Raw genomic sequence first — 18,863 nt, forward strand, 5'->3', positions numbered from 1 at the left:
CGCCGGGGCTTGGCCACGTTCGTCGTCAGCATCCGGTCAAGCTCTTCGCGCCATGCCCCCATCCGCGGATAGGGCTGATGCTTGCGCTCGTAGCGGAACTCGGTCTCGTCCGAGCGCAGCACCTTGCGCACCACTTTCCGTGAAACCTTCAACTCGCGGCAAATCGCCTTGATCGACTTGCCCTGAACCCGCGAAAGCCGGCGTATCTTTGCAATCGTCTCCACAATCAACATCCAAAACACAAATGCCTCCGATGAAACCGGAGGCATTTTGATGACCCCACGTTAAGGGGTCCCGTTTGGACGAAAATCACCCCTTAAACAGGGTCCTCATTCCATGAAAAATCACAGCGCTGGCTGCAGTCGCAAGTCTCGAAAGCGCCCTGCAGGCCGAAATTTTGATCTCCGGCACCCCCCAACCTTTGATCCGTTTCGAAGGCCACTATTTCGACAGGCGCCTTTCTGCGTCCGAACGCGAGGCCGCGCGCCGTCAGGGATTGTCGTCTGCCACAGCTGGCACCATCCGAAATCCGTCCTCGCAGGAGGCGCGCTGGGCGCTCGTTAACCGCGCCGCGAGCATAAACCGTGCTGCCGCCCACGAAGCGACGTCATGGGGCCTCGGGCAAGTCATGGGGGCGCACTGGTCTTGGCTCGGCTATTCCAGCATCGACGCTTTCGTGGCTGAAGCGCGCGCTGGCGCAGACGGCCAACTCCGCCTGATGACTCGCTACATCATCAAGGCCGGTCTTGTCGAAGCGTTGCGCAAGCACGACTGGCCTTCTTTTGCACGGGGCTACAACGGCCCTGCCTATCGCCAGAACGATTACGACAGAAAACTCGCCCGCGCTTACCGGCAATTCACGAGCCAGCAGGCACCCACAGCGACAGCACTGCTGAAACTCGGCGCGCGCGGCACGCAGGTGCGCGCTTTGCAGTCTCAGTTGGTCGAACGCGGCTATGTTCTTGGTGTTGACGGGATCTTCGGTCCGCAGACCGAAGCATGCCTGAAACATTTCCAGAAGGTCGCCGGTCTTGCAGTGGACGGCATCGCCGGCCCCGCGACCCTCAAGGCGCTTGCCGCCACGCCGTCATGGCTGGAATGGCTCAAGGACATTCTCCTGCGCGCGATCAGAATTTAGGCCGTCGACACGCACGACGCTCTCCTGCTAGAAGCAGCCAACGTTAAATCGATTGAAACCACCCTTTCAGGAGTGAGAGATGGCAGCTCCCAGCCAGAAAACCCATGAACTTCTGCAGATCATGGAAGCACAGCCGGTCATTCCGGTCTTGAAGATCGAGCGAGCAGCGGATGCGATCCCTCTTGCGCGAGCACTGGCCCGAGGCGGGCTACCCGCCATTGAGATCACGTTGCGGACTCCCGCCGCGCTTGAGGCAATCCGCCTCGCCGCAAGCGAAGTTCCCGAAGCCATTGTCGGCGCGGGCACAATCCTCAATCCGGCCCAGTTCGAGGCAGCCGCCGCAGCCGGCTCGCGCTTCATCGTCAGCCCCGGCTGCACCGCCAGCCTGATCGACGCCGCAGCGGACAGCCCGGTGCCGCTCCTGCCCGGTGCGATCACGCCCAGTGAAATCATGACCGCATATGAACGCGGTTACTCGGTGCTGAAATTCTTCCCCGCAGAGCAGGCCGGTGGTGCTGCGTTTCTCAAGTCGCTGTCTTCGCCACTGTCGGACATCCGCTTCTGCCCAACAGGCGGCATCGGCGTCGCCAACGCGGCAACCTACCTTTCCCTGCCCAACGTCATCTGCGTCGGCGGATCATGGGTCGCGCCGGACGACTTCATCGCTGCAGGCAAATGGGACGAAATCGAAGCACTAGCGCGCGCTGCCACGTCCCTCAGCCGCTAGCGCAGGGCTCCCGAAAAGGGGGCACTCAAAGCGTGAAAGCCAACCCAGAAGAACGTGACACGCTTTAATCGCGTCAAAGAAAAAGCCGGGAAATTCCCGGCTTTTTTTGATCAATTGAAACGGGCGACCGACATGAAGGTTACCGCCTTGCCGCTGAACCGATTGACATCGGCGTTGGGTATCACCTGCTGGAATCCAGCCGTGTAGACCGTCTTGGGTGCGGCGCGGACAATATCGTGCGCCTTTGCCGGCTCGGCGGTCCCGCCCGCGCTTTTGACATCGAGATCACGCACGAAGGCCCAGCGCGTCAGCTCCTTCTGAACGGGGATCGCGACTGCCCTCGGGTCGGGGCGCGCCTGTTCGGCACGTGGCTTCGACGACTTGGCCGTGGTGCGAACCCCCGAATCCAGTGCCGCTGAAACGTCCGATCCGTTGCTGCGGGCGATCAATGCCTGGCGTGGCGATGCCGACAGCGCAGCATTCCGCTCATTCTTGATCGTCGCAACATCGGGTATCTCAGCGCGCAGAGCCGCCTTCAGCTCAGCAGCTTCGGAGCGCTGCTCGGTCGATGGCAGCGATGCCAGCACGAAAACATCACCCGCACCCTGCTCGCCGGACAATGCAGCGACCTGACGCTCACCGGCATTGTCGAGGCTCGGCCGGAATGTCGGGATCGGGTGATTGGTGAAGACCACGTCCGCGCGCTTGTCAGAAGCGGTCGCCGCCAGCATTTCGGCAATTGCAGTGCTGCCCGCCGCGCTGCCACGTTCAGCGGCGATCGCTGCAATCGGCATGTCAGCTTCTACAGCCGGCGTGGCTGCCGCCACCTGAACCGCCGCAGCTGGCGCGACGGAAGGCGCGTAATTGGGACGCGGAGATGGCAACGGAACGTTGAGCGCAAGTGCAGTAGCCGTCTCGTCGACACTGACCGGCGCAACCGGACGTTCCGGCAAGCCGGCAATCAACGGCGCGGCAGCTGGCGCGCCAATTGCAACGAGCGGACGCGGTGCTGCTCCTGGCACAGGAGCAGATCGCTCCGGCAAGGCGGCAATGATCGTTTCGGCGGGCGCCGCGACCGGCGCTGCTGGCTGCGGAGCCTCAAGCCGTGGAGCTGCGGCTGGCCGTTGCGCTGCAACCGGCGCTTCGCGCACTGTTTCGCTCGGACGGGCATTGTTGCCACCACCGAAGATCGCAGACAAAAGGCCACGGCTGGGCGCGCCCGACTCTCCGGCTGACGGAGAAGCACTGGCAATCTGGACCGGTGCACCGGAACGGCTCTTGTAAGCCGCCATGGCCTGCTGGTAGCCGGGCAGCGGCTTGCCGTCTGCCGGAACGTGGATGGTTCTGCCGTCCGGGAACAGCGCCATCAACTCGCTGCGGCTCATGCGCGGCCAGGAGCGGACATTGCCGACGTCCAGATGCACGAAAGGTGACCCCGACTTTGGATAATAGCCGACACCACCGCCCTCGATCTTGAAGGCTGCTGCGCGCAACTTGGCAAGTGGCACACCGGGAATATAGAAATCCATCGCCTTGCCGCGCGTGTGCTGGCTGTTCTCGGCAACGCCGGAACTGCGCCCGCGCAGCATGTTGTTGGTGGCGGGAGAGCGATAGGCGGAGACGACATGGATATAGTCGCGCGCGCCGACCGCCTGATAGACCTGCCAGACCACGTCAAGCAGCTTCGGGTCCATCTTGGCGGGCTCGTTGCGACGCCAGTCGCGCAGGAAACGGTTGACCTGTTCCAATCCGCGCTGGTCGTAGCGACCATTGCGCATATAGGTGATCTCTGCCTTTTCCTTGGTATGGATGAAGTAGAGCTTCAGGCTCCGGGTCTGCGCGCTGGCAGGTGCAGCGAGGCAGAAAGATACGATCATAGCGGCCACGAGACCGCCCAGCCATTTCAGCCGGGCATTTCCCTCTAACCGCCACCCCATGTCAGTTCGGTTCAGAATGCTCAAAACGCGTCGCCTTGTCGGCTGTGGAATTGTCCCCGGATCAGAATCCAGGAGTGTAACGTACACTCCAAATATGAATCCTAATGGTTAATCACCGCTTATTGAAGCATGAATGCGCCGACAGCGTGGCGAGTTCATGTCACTCCTCCGTATCGGTGTATAGGGTAAATCAACCGTTAAGGCGAGAGCCAAGGCTCAACAAACCAGTCGCTCGACCCTGCCCTCCTCCGGATCGAGACCAAGTTCCTTGAGCTTGCGATAAAGGGTTGAGCGGCCAATGCCGAGGCGGCGGGCGACCTCGCTCATCTGTCCATTATAGTGCTCAAGCGCAAAGCGGATCATCTCCGCCTCGACCTCCGCGAGGGTGCGAACGTTGCCCTCCTCATCAAGTGCGGAAAGCGCTGATGCGGCAGCTGCCGTTTCGCTATTCGTCACAGCGACTTTCTTCGCGACGCGTTGCGGCGTTCGCGCCTCGGCAAGATCAACGACAGGGGCCTTCGCCGGAAGTTCGGCTTCCGTGATGCCCTCCACCTGCGCCTTGATCTGGGGGAATTCATCGCTGGTCAGCACAGGACCATCCGCAAGCACCATGGCGCGGAAGATCGCGTTTTCGAGCTGGCGAATATTGCCCGGCCAGTCATAGGCCGTCAGCATGTCCAACGCCTGCTCCGAAATCCCAGTGATCCGCGCCCGCGCTTCTGCCGGTCCCGTGCGCCCGATGAAGTGTTTCACAAGCAGCGGGATGTCCTCGCGCCGATCGCGCAAGGGCGGAACATGAATCGGAAAGACATTCAGCCGGTAGAACAGGTCTTCGCGGAAACGCTGATCCTTGACGTGTTGCAACAGATCGCGATGGGTCGCCGAAATCAGCCTGATGTCGACCTTGACCGTGGCGCGCCCGCCCACCGGGTCGATCTCGCCCTGTTGTACCGCACGCAACAACTTCACCTGCGCCTCCGGCGGCAGATCGCCGACCTCGTCGAGAAACAGCGTGCCGCCATTTGCTTCGACAAACTTGCCGAGATGCTTTTCCGTGGCGCCGGTAAAAGCCCCCTTTTCGTGCCCGAAAAGGATGCTTTCGATCAGGTTTTCTGGAATCGCACCGCAATTCACCGTCACGAACGGTTTGCCGTGGCGGTCGCTTTCCGACTGGATCGCGCGGGCGACGAGTTCCTTGCCGACACCGGATTCACCCTCGATCATAATCGGAATGTTCGAACTGGCCGCCCGACGCGCCAGATCGATCACCCGCTGCATCGACTGGGCGCCGGTGATCATGTCTCGAAATGTGATTGTTCCGGCCGCCCCGCGCCTGGCAAGCTTCGCCTCACCCTCGCACGCCTTCACCTTCATCGCGTTGCTGACCGCCACTTCAAGCCGGTCGGGCGATGCTGGTTTCACCACGAAATCAAATGCACCCGCCCGCATCGCAGTGACAGCAGTATCGATGCTCCCGCGCGAAGTCTGAACAATGACAGGCACGTGAATTTCACGCTCGCGCATGCGCTTGAGAACCTCAAGCCCATCCACACCGGGCATCATCAGATCAAGCAGCACCACAGAAATGCCACCTGAACGCTCCAACTCTGCAAGAGCTGGCTCTCCGCCATCAACCGCAACGGTCTCGTAACCGAATTTCGAAATCGCCGCCTGCACCAGGCGGCGCTGGACGGGATCATCATCGACAATGAGTACTGAACGGGCCATGGAACTTTCGTGGAATTTCGTTAGGCTTGCTTTTCCGGTTGGCTCAACATGGCACACCCGGCTAAACACAGGCTCAAGAAAGCCGGTAAACCACTGGTTTCGGGCCTTCCTAAAACTTGAACGATTGAGATGGGCATTAGCGCATGACCTCCCTTGAAACTCGTATGTCCTACACCCACCCCCTGCGGGGCGTGAGCGAGGGCGCCGCTACGCTCGATGGTCTGCCGGAATGGAACCTGTCGGATTTATACGACGGCATGAGCGACCCGGATCTTGCGCGCGACCTGGTGCGCGCAGCCGACGATTCGGCCACGTTCGAAGCACGCTGGAAGGGCAAGCTGACCGAAGCCGCCAGCAAGTCTGGCGACGAAGGCCTTGGGGCTGCGATGCGCGATTATGAGGCGCTTGATGAGCTGATGGGGCGTATCGGCTCTTACGCCGGCCTGCTTTATTCAAGCAATACCGCTGACCCGACACACGGCAAATTCTATGGCGACGTTCAAGAGAAACTCACGGATGCCAGCGCCCATGTGCTGTTCTTCACGCTTGAGCTCAACCTTGTGGACGACCAGCTTCTCGAGCAGGCGCTCGCAAACGACCCGGCCTTCGGTCACTATCGTCCGTGGGTTGCCGATCTGCGCAAGGACCGGCCTTATCAGTTGGAAGACCGTGTCGAGCAGCTGTTCCACGAAAAATCGGTAACCGGACGGGCAGCGTGGAACCGTCTGTTCGATGAAACCATGACCGCCCTGCGGTTCGAGGTCGGCGGCGAAACGCTGGTGCTGGAAGCGACGCTCAACAAGCTTCAGGATCCCAACGGCGCCGTGCGTCAGGAAGCAGCCGAAGCGCTTGCAAAGACGTTCGGCGAGAACATTCGCACTTTCACTCTGATCACCAATACGCTGGCGAAGGACAAGGAAATCTCCGACCGCTGGCGCGGGTTTCAGGACATTGCCGACTCGCGACATCTGGCCAACCGGGTCGAGCCCGAGGTCGTCGACGCTCTCGCTTCTGCTGTCAGAAGCGCCTATCCGCGCCTGTCGCATCGCTACTACGCCATGAAGGCGAAATGGCTCGGCATGGACCAGATGAACCACTGGGACCGCAATGCCCCGCTTCCCGAGACGCCGCAGGCAGTGATCGGCTGGGACGAAGCGCGCGAGACGGTTCTGTCAGCCTATGGCACGTTCGATCCGCAGATGGCCGACATCGCCCGGAATTTTTTCGACAAGAACTGGATCGATGCTCCGGTGCGCCCCGGCAAGGCTCCCGGCGCGTTTGCCCACCCCACGGTTCCCTCCGCGCACCCCTACATCCTGCTCAATTACATGGGCAAGCCGCGGGACGTGATGACCCTTGCCCATGAGCTTGGCCACGGCGTCCATCAGGTTCTGGCCGGTGGCCAGGGTCCATTGATGTCGTCGACCCCGCTCACACTGGCGGAAACCGCTTCTGTCTTTGGCGAAATGCTGACTTTCCGCCTGCTGCTCGAGCGCACCCGCGACAAGCGCGAGCGCAAGGCGATGCTGGCGCAGAAGGTGGAAGACATGATCAACACGGTCGTCCGCCAGATCGCGTTCTACGAGTTCGAACGCAAGCTGCACACAGAACGCCGCCAGGGCGAACTGACGTCGGAAAGGATTGGCGAATTGTGGCTGTCAGTACAGGCGGAAAGCCTTGGACCGGCCATCCGCATTCGCGAAGGCTACGAGACGTTCTGGGCCTATATTCCTCACTTCATCCACTCGCCATTCTACGTTTACGCCTACGCATTCGGTGATTGTCTCGTGAACTCGCTCTATGCCGTCTATCAGAACGCAGAAAGCGGGTTCCAGCAGAAATACTTCGAGATGCTGAAGGCCGGCGGAACCAAGCATCACTCCGAACTGCTGGCCCCGTTCGGGCTCGATGCGTCCGACCCTGCATTCTGGGACAAGGGGCTGTCGGTCATCGACGGACTGATCAGCGAACTTGAAGCGATGGAAGACTAGGCGAGAAATTTGCTCTTGCCGACGGCGCGCCCCACCATGCGCGCCGTCAACCCGGCATCAGATGCCAGAAAAAGACGGGCATTGATCAAAGAATGCCCTCCAAAGACCAAAAAATGCGCATCAAAGACCAAGTTCCATCTGCCGCAGACACCGACTTTTACCTGTTTGAGACCATGCGTCGGGAACCAGACGCGGAAATTGTGCGTCTCGACCTGCATTTGCGCCGCCTTGAAACCGCATCACGAGAGCTGGGTTTTTCGCACGATCCGGGCAGGATTTCCGACGCGCTCGCCTCGTTGCCCGAAGCCGGACACCAGCAGCGGATGCGCCTCACGCTTCAACGCGACGGCTCCTGCTGCGCTCAGGCCTATCCGTTCGAACCGGTCGCCAATGGCACGATCTGGACCCTCGCAATCGCCGCAACACGACTGTCGTCGACCGACCGATTGCTACGCCACAAATCGTCGCGTCGTGGCGTCTACGATGCTGCACGGGCCGAATTTGCAGCAGAAACGGCGCAGGAAGTGCTGTTGTTGAACGAGAAAGGCGAATTGTGCGAGGGAACGATCACCAGTCTTTTCGTGCGCCTCGATGACGGTCCGCTCAAAACCCCCTCGCTGCAATGTGGATTGCTGGCGGGTGTTTTGCGCCAATCTCTGCTGGAAAGCGGGCAAGCAGAAGAGGCCGTGCTGCTGCCAGACGACCTTGCCCACGCAACGGAAATCTTCGTCGGCAACTCGCTGCGCGGCCTCATCCGTGCACGACTGAACAGTTTGTAACAAATCTGAGTTGGCAAATTGGCAACAAACATGTTCGTTAACCGTTGTCTCGCAGCGAACAACGGGACGAAACCTTGCTTTCGCACTGAAAACCGGCGATTGAAAAATACAATCGTACCGAAAAGAGGACAAATCGGGATGATGGATGCGGGCAAATTCGGAATGGTAGCCGCAATCGCAGCAATGGCTGCATTGGCCGGTTGCCAGAGCCAGCCTTACAATGGCGGCAGACAAACACAGCCTGGCGGGCAATTCGGGTCGCTGCCGCCACCCTCGCAATCGGCCTTCGATGGCGACTGGATGAGCACGGATGGCGTTGCAATTTCACGCTTCACCAACGGCTATTTCGAGACGCTTGCGACCGACACCGGCAACAAGCTGGCTGAGGGCAACTACACCCAGCTCGACACCAGAACCGTGTCGATCTCTGTGACGTCCCTTATTCGCCAGACCACAACGCAGGTAAACTGCGCCATGGTGACACCGACACAGCTCAACTGCACAGGCTCGACCGGACAGCAATTCTCGCTGACGCGACGGGCGACGGCGAATTCCTGACATATCGCGACCGGGAGCCTGCGGTCTAGGAGGAACCATGGCACCGACATTCGACGATCTGGAAACTCGTCCACTTGAGGCGCGCGAAGCCGATTTCTTTGCGCGCCTTCCTGCATTCCTGAACGCAGCTCTGCCCGAAACCCCCGCGCTTCACGCGCGCCTTGCGGACATCTCCCCCGCGCAGCTGACGTCGCGCGAAGCACTGGCGCAGGTACCGGTGCTGCGAAAAGCCGAACTGATGGACATGCAGTTCGCCAATCCGCCATTCGGCGGCTTTGCACCTGCATCACAATTGGCTGGCGGACGGATTTTCATGTCTCCCGGTCCAATCTGGGAGCCGCAAGGGCTCGCGACCGATCCCGCACAGGCAGCTCGCGCCTTCTATGCCGCCGGCATCCGGGCCGGCAACACCGTCCACAATGCGTTTTCCTACCACATGACTCCCGGCGGCTTCATGCTCGACCATGGCGCGCGCGCGCTGGGCTGCTCCGTATTTCCGGCAGGCACTGGCAACACCGACATGCAGGTAGATGCAGCAGCCGCGCTAAGGCCTGAAGCATTCGCCGGGACGCCTGATTTCCTCAAGATCCTGCTCGACCGCGCAGCCGAGCTTGGCAAAGATCTGTCGTCCTTCCGTCATGCCCTTGTCACCGGCGGCGCATTGTTCCCGTCACTGCGGGACGAGTATGCGGCGCGTGGTGTTTCAGTATTCCAGTGCTATGCCACCGCTGAACTGGGCGTTATCGCCTACGAAAGTGCAGACCTACAGGGTCGACCAAATCCAGGCATGATCGTCAACGAGTATCTGCTTCTCGAGATTGTACGCCCCGGAACTGATGTGCCGGTGGCAGACGGCGAGGTCGGCGAAGTAGTCGTGACAAGTCTCAATCCTGCTTATCCGATGGTGCGACTGGGAACCGGAGATCTCTCTGCCATACTTCCCGGCCAGTCGGCGTGCGGCCGTACGAACATTCGGATCAGCGGCTGGATGGGCCGCGCGGACCAGCGCACCAAGGTCAAGGGAATGTTCATTGATCCCAAGCAGGTGGCGGATATTCTGACTCGCCACAGTGACGTATCGAGGGCGCGCCTGATCGTTGGCCGGGACGGCGCTCGCGATGTCATGACATTGCATGTCGAACCCGTGCACGGCGCCACCCCTGACAGCGCCGGTATCGAGGCATCGCTCCGTGAGATCACCAAACTTGGCGGCAACGTGCATATCGTAGCCTCCGGCTCCCTGCCCAATGACGGCAAGATCATCGTCGACGAACGAGATTACGCCGGTTGAGTTCAATCAAGGTGCGGCAAGGCAACATCTTGCATTGTGGCTGAGTATCCCTAGATCGTCCGGTGTCTTTCCGACGACGTGGAAGAGTTTGAATCTGAAAACACCGCAGCCCGCGCGAACCGCTTTCGCCGGTGGGGCATGAGGTTGGTTTCGCCCCGCTTGCAAGGAATCGCTGCATGGATATCTCCACCATTGAGTCCGAGAACGTCACGACCGCCGGCCCGAGCTTTCCCAAGGTAGCTCCGCGACGCACGGGCCGCATTGGTGTGCTTCTGACCAATCTTGGAACCCCCGACGCGACAGACTACCGGTCGGTGCGCCGTTATCTGGCGGAGTTCCTGTCAGATCCCCGCGTCATCGAGATCCCAAAGTGGAAGTGGTATCCGATCCTGTACGGCATCGTCCTGAACACGCGGCCACAAAAGACCGGCGCCAATTACGACACGATCTGGAATCGCGAGAAGAACGAATCCCCGCTGCGCACCATCACTCGCAATCAGGTCGAAAAGCTTGCAGCGGCATTCGCCAATGAGCCGAATGTCGTGGTCGATTACGCGATGCGATACGGCAACCCCTCGCTGGAAACAGGCATAGACCGTCTCATCCAGCAAGGTTGCGACCGCATCATCAATGTGCCGCTCTATCCGCAATATTCAGCAACCACGACGGGGACAGCGAACGACCAGTTCTACCGCGCGCTGATGAAGCTGAGAAACATGCCGAGCGTGCGCACGCTCCCCCCCTACTATGACGAGCCCGCCTTCATCGAAGCCCTGGCGCAATCGATCGAAAGCCATCTGGCGACACTGGAATTCGAGCCGGAAGTCGTGCTCGCTTCCTATCACGGCATTCCAATCTCATATTCGGAAAAGGGCGATCCCTACTATCACCATTGTGTGGAGACGACGCGCCTTCTGAACGAACGCCTCGGATGGCCCGAAGGCCGCCTGCGCACAACGTTTCAGTCGTTGTTTGGCAAGGAAGAATGGATCAAGCCCTATACCGACGCGACCGTTGAAGGTCTTGCCAAGGAGGGCGTGAAGTCGATCGCCATCGTCAATCCCGGCTTTGCTGCCGACTGCATTGAGACGCTGGAGGAAATCGAGGGCGAGGTGCGCGAGATCTTCATCGACGCCGGTGGCACCAACTTCGCCCATATTCCCTGCCTCAACGAAAGCGATGTCGGCATGGCTATGCTCGAAAGTCTGGTGAGACGGGAGCTGGGCGGCTGGCTGTAAGGCCAGCCTGCGCCAAGCAATCGTTTGGAAGCATGAGCCGGCGCTGATAGAACCTTTCAGCAATGATTCTCTTCAATCTGGGGTGCAGATGGAGCGCCTTGCGGGCAAGGTGATACTGCTTTCGGGGTGGCGTGGGACAGTAGCTGCAATCCTGGCAGGAATGCTGGCGGCGCTGTCACAGCCTCCGTTCGACTTTTTTGCCGCCTGCTTCATCTCGTTTCCCGTTCTCGTCTGGCTGCTCGACGGCACATCTGGCTTCCGTGACGAGCGGCTTCTGCGCCGCATGGCGCGCCCGTTTTTCATCGGCTGGTGCTTCGGTTTCGGATATTTCGTTGCGGGGCTTTGGTGGACCGGCAAGGCGTTGCTGGTGGAGGCAGATCTGTTTGCCTGGGCCTTGCCCCTGGCAGTTCTGGGCCTGCCTGCCCTTCTGGCAATCTTCTATGGCTTTGCGACCGCGCTGGCGCGCCTGTTCTGGAGCGATGGACTGTCGCGCATAGCCGCGCTGGCCTTCGCGTTCGGACTTGCCGAATGGCTGCGCAGCTTTCTGCTCACCGGTTTTCCATGGAATGCGATTGGACAGGCGCTGATGCCAATTCCGCTGCTGATGCAGTCGGTAGGTATCGTCGGCTTTACCGGCATGAACGCTCTTGCCGTGCTGATTTTTGCCAGCCCGGCCCTTCTTGCCGCGAGACGGGGGCGACGCACGGGGCTCCTGCTCGCCACTGCTCTTATCGCGCTTCATGTCGGTTACGGCGCATTGCGCCTCTTCAACTCCGACGCCTCCCCGGAGACCCTCATGAATGTGCGGATCGTGCAGGCATCGATTGATCAGGCCGAGAAGTGGGACAGTCGGGTTCGCGACCGGATATTTGCAACTTATCTGGACCTGAGCGCGCGCGCCCCGGCCGCAGAAGCAGCCCCTCCAGACCTCATCGTGTGGCCGGAAACGTCAGTCCCCTTCATCCTCTCGGAGCGTCCCGATGCACTGGTGGCCCTGGACGAACTTCTCCAGCCCAACCAGACCCTGCTTGCAGGTGCCGTCCGCATTGAAGCCGCAGCTGCAGACCAGCCCGAGCGCTATTACAATTCCGTCGTCGCGATAAATGATAGCGGCGAGACCTATGACGCGGTCGACAAGGTGCATCTGGTCCCATTTGGCGAATACCTGCCTTTCAGCAACGTTCTGTCAAAGCTTGGCATGTCGCGCATCGTGCAGTCGGTCTCCGACTTTTCTGCCGGACAGACACGCCACGCCATCGTGTCGACAACTGGCGTGCGCGCGCTGCCCTTCATCTGCTATGAGATTATCTTCCCGGGCGTCGCCTCCGATCAGCAAGAGATCGCTGACGTGATCCTGAATGTCACCAACGATGCCTGGTTCGGGGATACACCAGGCCCCTACCAGCATTTTCGTCAGGCGCAGATCCGCGCCGTGGAAAGCGGACTGCCCATGGTACGGGCCGCGAACAATGGCATTTCCGGGGTTGTCGATGCCTATGGCAGGGTCGTCGATGCCTTCGCCATCAATGCCGTCGGCGTTCTCGACGTCGCCGTGCCAAGGCAACGGGTGGAAACAAATCTGCCACCCCAGCTGGTGGGAATGGGCGTGCTCGGGGCGCTGGGCGTCTGGACGCTCGGCACACGACTAAACCGCCGAAGGTTTAATTGACACGATATATATTAGCGATTCATAGTCCCATCGCCGCGTGCGGGGGACTTGCATGGGAACGACAGCAATTCCAGGTAACAATGCGAAACGATTTGCATTCGGAATTTGCGTAAAAACAAAGAGTTAGAGCAATTTCGCGTTTGGAAGAAACGTGGAAATATTCCAGGACAACAGCCAGACATGGGTTCCACTACGGAACAGTGGCCATCCGGCAAGGTTGTTTGGGCGAGGGAAAGCATGTCTGAAGCCAAAAAAACACCGAATCCGATCGACATTCATGTCGGCAGCCGAATTAGGCTGCGCCGCAACATGGCCGGCATGAGCCAGGAAAAGCTCGGCGAAAGCCTTGGCGTTACCTTTCAGCAAGTCCAAAAATACGAGAAAGGCACAAATCGGGTCGGTGCGAGCAGATTGCAGGCCATCGCCTCCGTTCTCGAAGTGCCGGTGTCGTATTTTTTTCAAGACGCACCAACAGATGCGCCGGTCATGGAACTCTCCGAAGAACATTCTTCCAACTATGTCGTCGACTTCATTTCCAGCACGGAAGGGCTGCGCCTGAACCGCGCGTTCGTCCAAATCACGGACCCAAAAGTCAGAGCGCGGATCATCGACCTCGTCCGCACGCTTGCCAACGACGAGTAACAACCGACTGCAACGTTCGCCGGGACGCAAGATTTTTCTCTTTGCCACTCCCTGACGGGCAGCACTTGCTTGACGCTGCAACCTCCCCACAGCTAACAAGATGCCGTCGAAGCTGCGTCAGCAGCTTCCTTTCTAGAGGGGATACCCGTGTCGTCGCGCCAGAATTATCTTTTTACCAGTGAATCGGTCTCAGAAGGCCATCCGGACAAGGTTTGTGACCGGATTTCAGACGAAATCGTCGATCTGATTTACAAGGAAGCCAAGAAGACTGGCGTCGATCCGTGGAAAGTGCGTGTCGCCTGCGAAACGCTGGCCACAACCAACAAGGTCATTATCGCTGGCGAAGTGCGGTTGCCCGATACGCTTTGCAAGATCGACAAGAACGGCGACAAGGTCATCAATCCAGCCAAGTTCCGTTCCGCGGCCCGCAAGGCAATCCGCGAAATCGGCTACGAACAGGACGGCTTCCACTGGAAGACCGTAAAGATCGACGTGCTGCTGCATCCGCAATCAGCGGACATCGCGCAAGGCGTCGACAACGCGTCTGACGAGCAAGGCTCCGAGGGCGCGGGTGACCAGGGCATCATGTTCGGATATGCCTGCAACGAAACGCCGGAACTGATGCCGGCACCCCTCTATTACGCGCACCGGATTCTCGAAGTGCTGGCCGCCGCCCGCCATCGCGGTGAAGGCGAAGCCGCCCGGCTTGGCCCCGACGCAAAGAGCCAGGTGACGGTTCGTTATATCGACGGAAAGCCCGCCGAGGTGGCCTCGATCGTGCTGTCGACCCAGCACCTCGACAGCAGCTGGGATTCCAGGAAAGTGCGCGAGGTCGTTGAGCCGTACATCCGCGAGGCGTTGAGCGGCCTGAAGATCGCCGACGACTGCAACTGGTACATCAACCCGACCGGCAAGTTCGTGATCGGCGGACCGGATGGTGATGCCGGCCTCACCGGCCGCAAGATCATTGTCGACACCTATGGTGGCGCCGCGCCACATGGCGGCGGGGCGTTCTCTGGCAAGGACACCACCAAGGTCGACCGTTCCGCCGCCTATGTGGCGCGCTACCTCGCCAAAAACGTGGTGGCAGCACGGCTTGCAGAGCGATGCACGATCCAGTTGTCCTACGCCATTGGCATCGCCCAGCCGCTGTCGATCTATGTCGACCTGCACGGCACCGGCAAGAACGTCACGGAAGACCAGATCGAAGCCGCGATCCGCAAGGTCATCGACCTGTCGCCGTCGGGTATTCGCCGGCATCTCGATCTCAACAAGCCGATCTATGCCAAGACCGCTGCCTATGGCCATTTCGGCCGCAAAGCAGGCCGCGACGGTTCCTTCTCCTGGGAAAAGACCGATCTGGTAAAAGCACTGAAGGAGGCAGTTGCGGGCTGACTGCCGCAACTGTTGGACATAGACATGACTGAAGAGCGGCGTACGCGATCCACGGAGGCCTTTTACGGCCGCCGTCATGGAAAAACGCTTCGTCCGGCCCAGGCAGGCGCAGTCTCGCGCCTGCTCCCGGACATGAAACTCGATCTTGAGTCACCCGCGCCGGATGACCTGAAGACGTTGTTCCCAATGCCGGTTAACGGCGTGCGGCTCGAAATCGGCTTTGGCGGTGGCGAGCACCTGCACCACGAAACCGGGCGCTTCCCCCAGACCGGCTTTATCGGCGTCGAGCCATTCGTCAACGGCATGGCCAAGCTGGTAAATCAGGTGGACAAGCAACCGCGGCCAAACCTGCGGGTGCACGACGACGACGCGACGCAGCTTCTCGACTGGTTGCCGGATGCGTCCCTAGAAGGGATTGATCTGTTCTATCCCGACCCGTGGCCAAAGAAGCGTCATTGGAAACGCCGCTTCGTGAGCGAGGTCAACCTCGACCGCTTTGCAAGGGTGATGAAGAAGGGCGGACTTTTCCGCTTCGCTTCCGACATCGACACCTACATCAACTGGACCCTGCTGGCATGTCGAGATCATGGTGCATTCGAATGGCAGGCGTCATCGCCACTGGACTGGCATACGCCCTATGAAGCCTGGCCCGGCACGCGCTACGAGGCAAAAGCGATCCGCGAAGGTCGTCCTCCTGCCTATCTGACATTCGTGCGCCGCTAAAGCGTGTCGCGATCTTTCGGGGTCGCTTCACACGCTTTCAACGCAGAACAGATAGGTCAGTTGGTCTTCCTGTCCTCGTTCTTCAGCTGGCTCCATGAGTTTTGCTGTGCCAGCATCGAACGCAGATAGGCAACGTTTGCTTCGGCCTGCTGAGGTGAAAGCTCACGCGACGCAATTTCTTCGGCTTCCTGAAAGCGCCCCTGAAGGCCGACCACCAATGCAAGGTTTTGTCGGACGCGGCTATCCGCGCCAGCTGCTTGCGACGACTGACGCATGTAGCTCTCCGCCGCCTTCAGGTCGCCTTCAAGCAGATACGACATGCCGAAATTGGACAGAATCGACGCTTCACCCGGCTGCAACTCGAGCGCGCGGCGATAAAGCTGGCGCGCTTCGCTCGGCTTGCCGAGCTGATCCAGAATGGCACCTTCTGCCGACATCAGCTTCCAGTCGGGATATTCCGGAGTTTGTGCACGTCGCACTGCATCGAGCGCCGGCTCAAGCTCCCCGGCTGATGCAAGCGCCTTGCCGTAGGCAGCGAGCACCTGTCGCTCGCGTGGATAATCAATGGCTAGCTTGCGCATGACCGCCAGAGACTGATCCACTTTCCCTGTCATCTGCAGCACCGATGCATACCGCATCGCCACATTAAGATCTTTTGGATTGCGCACATAGGCCTGGCCGAGCGACTGGGCTGTCGATGCGAGCTGTTGCGACGACATTGTCTCGATCGGCGCGGACGCGCTGCGCCCTATCGAGCCGGTTGTCATGCGATCGGTCCCGGCACAACCAGCCAGTGTCAACGCGACGGCGACCGCAGTAAGGGTGAGTCGTCCTTGCCCTGCTCTGCCCTTGCTCATGGTACGCATCACGCCCCTCTCATCGCTCCAACCCATTCCAAGGCTGCCTGAAACGAGAAATAATCTGTTAACCCTAATGGTGAGTTAACAGGCTCGCCGAAGGTGTCGTTCGAAATGGTGCCTTCCCTCTGGTGCTAAAGGTGATCGCGCCTTAACGTTTTGCTGGCACGTGATGACGCCAAGTATCTCGCCCGCTCCAAGGAAGCTTTCATGCCCGTTACATTGACCGACAAGCCCACCGGCACCGCACTGCCAGTCCACATGGTGACGGCTGAAACTTTTCAGGATCTGCGTCTGGACGCCAGCCATGCTGCCTGGGCCAAGGCGAACGGATTCTCCGGGAAAGAGGGCCAGCTGCTGGTTCTTCCCGGCAAGGACGGTTTGGCTGCCGGTGCCGTTTTTGGCGCACCTGTTGACGGCTATGGATTTGCTTCGCTTGCGACCGGGACGCTCGCTCGCCAGCTTCCTGAAGGAGACTGGTATTTTGCCGCTGGTCCAGAGCATCCAGACCTTGCTGCCCTTGGCGTAATTTTGGGTTCCTATCAGTTCGATCGCTATAAAAAATCGAAGCCGCGCGCGCTCACCTTCGCAGCGCCTGCCGGATGTGACGCTGCTGCCGTCCAGCGGCGCGCCGATGCCGTCTTTCTGGTGCGAGACCTCATCAACACACCAACCAGTGACATGGGCCCTATCGCGCTGGAGGAGGCAGTGCGTAAACTGGCCGCCGGGCACGGAGCGGTCGTTAATGTGACGATCGGCGACGACCTACTGCAACAGAACTTCCCGATGATCCACGCTGTGGGACGCGCCTCTGCCGAAGCCCCGCGCCTGATTGACCTCACATGGGGAAATTCGGATGCGCCCAAGATCACTCTGGTCGGCAAAGGTGTCTGCTTCGACACCGGCGGGCTGGATATCAAGCCCGCTTCGGGCATGCTGTTGATGAAAAAGGACATGGGCGGCGCTGCCAATGTGTTGGGTCTGGCGGCCATGATCATGGGCGCGAAACTGAACGTGCGTCTGCGGGTGCTGATACCGGCAGTCGAGAACTCGATTTCCGCAAATGCTTTCCGCCCCGGAGATGTCCTTACCAGCCGCAAGGGACTGACCGTCGAGATTGGCAATACCGACGCCGAAGGAAGGCTGGTGCTGGCCGATGCGCTGGCGCTCGCCGATGAAGAGACGCCGGATATGCTGATCGACATGGCGACGCTGACGGGCGCTGCACGGGTTGCTCTCGGACCTGACCTGCCGCCGTTCTTCACCGATGACGACGCCCTGGCAAACGACATCGCCGTAGCGGCCACGGAAACCGCCGACCCGCTGTGGCGCCTACCGCTGTGGTCGCCCTACGACCAGAAAATCTCCTCGAAAGTTGCCGATTGCAACAACGTCACCTCCGACGGCTTTGCCGGTGCAGTCACCGCTGCGTTGTTCTTGCGTCGCTTCGTTGAGAACGCGAAATCATGGGCGCATTTCGATGTGTTCGGCTGGAGCCCGACCGAACGCCCCCACTGTACTGTCGGCGGCGAGGCACAGGCGATCCGTGCGCTCGAGCGGGTTTTCACCAACCGCTACGGCAACTGACGGAAACGGAACCGTAACGACTTGAGCGTCTATCATGGCGCATGGCTATTGCGATGCGTCCCAGCCAGTCGTTACGGCTCTGGCAGCAGGTGACCCTTTCACAGGTGCGCAACGGAGCGCACGATCTGACAATGCGGCAGATGGCGATCTTGCTGACGATCTACCTTGACCCGCCGCCTCATACCGTCCGCGGGCTCGCTGCCAAGCTTGAAGTGACCAAGCCGGTCATTACCCGCGCGCTCGACACGATGGGCTGTGATTTTTCATGGAATGAGGACCCTGTTTAAGGGGTGATTTTCGTCCAAACGGGACCCCTTAACGTGGGGTCATCAAAATGCCTCCGGTTTCATCGGAGGCATTTGTGTTTTGGATGTTGATTGTGGAGACGATTGCAAAGATACGCCGGCTTTCGCGGGTTCAGGGCAAGTCGATCAAGGCGATTTGCCGCGAGTTGAAGGTTTCACGGAAAGTGGTGCGCAAGGTGCTGCGCTCGGACGAGACCGAGTTCCGCTACGAGCGCAAGCATCAGCCCTATCCGCGGATGGGGGCATGGCGCGAAGAGCTTGACCGGATGCTGACGACGAACGTGGCCAAGCCCCGGCG

General features: G+C 60.0%; 15 protein-coding genes and 3 pseudogenes. 14 read left to right on the forward strand and 4 right to left on the reverse strand.

Translation table 11 applies throughout. The features are described 5' to 3' along the window. A pseudogene (locus BMZ42_RS16850) lies at positions 1-233 on the reverse strand (IS21 family transposase); the annotation flags it as partial. A 119-nt stretch (positions 234-352) separates the two neighbouring features. Between BMZ42_RS16850 and BMZ42_RS18330 the strand changes: the two are divergent. After that, on the forward strand, positions 353-1,138 hold the full coding sequence (locus tag BMZ42_RS18330; protein WP_280139884.1) for an N-acetylmuramidase domain-containing protein: 786 nt from the start codon (positions 353-355) through the stop codon (positions 1,136-1,138). 79 nt (positions 1,139-1,217) lie between these two features. Further along, positions 1,218-1,865: a 2-dehydro-3-deoxy-phosphogluconate aldolase gene (locus tag BMZ42_RS16860; protein WP_091524864.1), complete on the forward strand. Its 648-nt coding sequence runs from the start codon at positions 1,218-1,220 to the stop codon at positions 1,863-1,865. A gap of 110 nt (positions 1,866-1,975) precedes the next feature. Here the strand turns inward: BMZ42_RS16860 and mepK are convergent, their stop codons facing one another. Further along, positions 1,976-3,826 carry a peptidoglycan L,D-endopeptidase MepK gene (gene mepK, locus BMZ42_RS16865; protein ID WP_244523313.1) on the reverse strand — a complete coding sequence of 617 codons (1,851 nt, stop codon included), beginning with the start codon at positions 3,824-3,826 and terminating at the stop codon, positions 1,976-1,978. 192 nt (positions 3,827-4,018) lie between these two features. Further along, on the reverse strand, positions 4,019-5,530 hold the full coding sequence (locus tag BMZ42_RS16870) for a sigma-54-dependent transcriptional regulator (protein WP_091524869.1): 1,512 nt from the start codon (positions 5,528-5,530) through the stop codon (positions 4,019-4,021). A gap of 164 nt (positions 5,531-5,694) precedes the next feature. Here BMZ42_RS16870 and BMZ42_RS16875 point away from each other — a divergent pair, with 164 nt between their 5' ends. From BMZ42_RS16875 to trmB, 9 genes are all read left to right on the forward strand, one after another. After that, positions 5,695-7,521: a M3 family oligoendopeptidase gene (locus BMZ42_RS16875; protein ID WP_091524871.1), complete on the forward strand. Its 1,827-nt coding sequence runs from the start codon at positions 5,695-5,697 to the stop codon at positions 7,519-7,521. Between the two features lie 113 nt (positions 7,522-7,634). After that, positions 7,635-8,300, forward strand: coding sequence for an aminotransferase class IV family protein (locus tag BMZ42_RS16880; protein ID WP_091524873.1), 666 nt, complete (start codon positions 7,635-7,637; stop codon positions 8,298-8,300). Between the two features lie 138 nt (positions 8,301-8,438). After that, on the forward strand, positions 8,439-8,858 hold the full coding sequence (gene omp10 / locus BMZ42_RS16885) for an outer membrane lipoprotein Omp10 (RefSeq protein WP_091524876.1): 420 nt from the start codon (positions 8,439-8,441) through the stop codon (positions 8,856-8,858). Positions 8,859-8,895: 37 nt separating this feature from the next. Further along, the gene (locus tag BMZ42_RS16890; protein WP_091524877.1) at positions 8,896-10,149 is read left to right on the forward strand and encodes a phenylacetate--CoA ligase family protein; all 1,254 of its coding nucleotides are present in this window, start codon (positions 8,896-8,898) and stop codon (positions 10,147-10,149) included. A gap of 176 nt (positions 10,150-10,325) precedes the next feature. Further along, positions 10,326-11,387, forward strand: a complete 1,062-nt coding sequence (gene hemH / locus BMZ42_RS16895) for a ferrochelatase (RefSeq protein WP_091524880.1) — start codon at positions 10,326-10,328, stop codon at positions 11,385-11,387. An 88-nt stretch (positions 11,388-11,475) separates the two neighbouring features. Continuing rightward, on the forward strand, positions 11,476-13,056 hold the full coding sequence (gene lnt, locus BMZ42_RS16900; protein ID WP_091524882.1) for an apolipoprotein N-acyltransferase: 1,581 nt from the start codon (positions 11,476-11,478) through the stop codon (positions 13,054-13,056). A 237-nt stretch (positions 13,057-13,293) separates the two neighbouring features. Further along, the gene (locus BMZ42_RS16905) at positions 13,294-13,698 is read left to right on the forward strand and encodes a helix-turn-helix domain-containing protein (RefSeq protein ID WP_091524884.1); all 405 of its coding nucleotides are present in this window, start codon (positions 13,294-13,296) and stop codon (positions 13,696-13,698) included. A gap of 147 nt (positions 13,699-13,845) precedes the next feature. Beyond that, the gene (metK, locus tag BMZ42_RS16910; protein WP_091524887.1) at positions 13,846-15,093 is read left to right on the forward strand and encodes a methionine adenosyltransferase; all 1,248 of its coding nucleotides are present in this window, start codon (positions 13,846-13,848) and stop codon (positions 15,091-15,093) included. 24 nt (positions 15,094-15,117) lie between these two features. Further along, complete coding sequence (gene trmB, locus BMZ42_RS16915; RefSeq protein WP_175556774.1) at positions 15,118-15,816, forward strand: tRNA (guanine(46)-N(7))-methyltransferase TrmB; 699 nt, start codon at positions 15,118-15,120, stop codon at positions 15,814-15,816. Positions 15,817-15,872: 56 nt separating this feature from the next. On the opposite strand, the gene BMZ42_RS16920 is transcribed toward trmB, so the two are convergent. Then, positions 15,873-16,673, reverse strand: a complete 801-nt coding sequence (locus BMZ42_RS16920) for a tetratricopeptide repeat protein (RefSeq protein WP_244523314.1) — start codon at positions 16,671-16,673, stop codon at positions 15,873-15,875. A 210-nt stretch (positions 16,674-16,883) separates the two neighbouring features. Between BMZ42_RS16920 and BMZ42_RS16925 the strand changes: the two genes are divergently transcribed. From BMZ42_RS16925 to BMZ42_RS16935, 3 genes and pseudogenes are all read left to right on the forward strand, one after another. Continuing rightward, entirely contained in the window at positions 16,884-18,260 is a 1,377-nt protein-coding gene (locus BMZ42_RS16925; protein WP_091524891.1) for a leucyl aminopeptidase family protein, read from the forward strand. 41 nt (positions 18,261-18,301) lie between these two features. Continuing rightward, positions 18,302-18,514 (forward strand): annotated as a pseudogene (locus BMZ42_RS16930) (MarR family transcriptional regulator); the annotation flags it as partial. A gap of 116 nt (positions 18,515-18,630) precedes the next feature. Continuing rightward, positions 18,631-18,863 (forward strand): annotated as a pseudogene (locus tag BMZ42_RS16935) (IS21 family transposase); the annotation flags it as partial.

Source organism: Aquamicrobium aerolatum DSM 21857 (assembly GCF_900113935.1).
In the GTDB taxonomy this organism is placed as follows: domain Bacteria; phylum Pseudomonadota; class Alphaproteobacteria; order Rhizobiales; family Rhizobiaceae; genus Aerobium; species Aerobium aerolatum.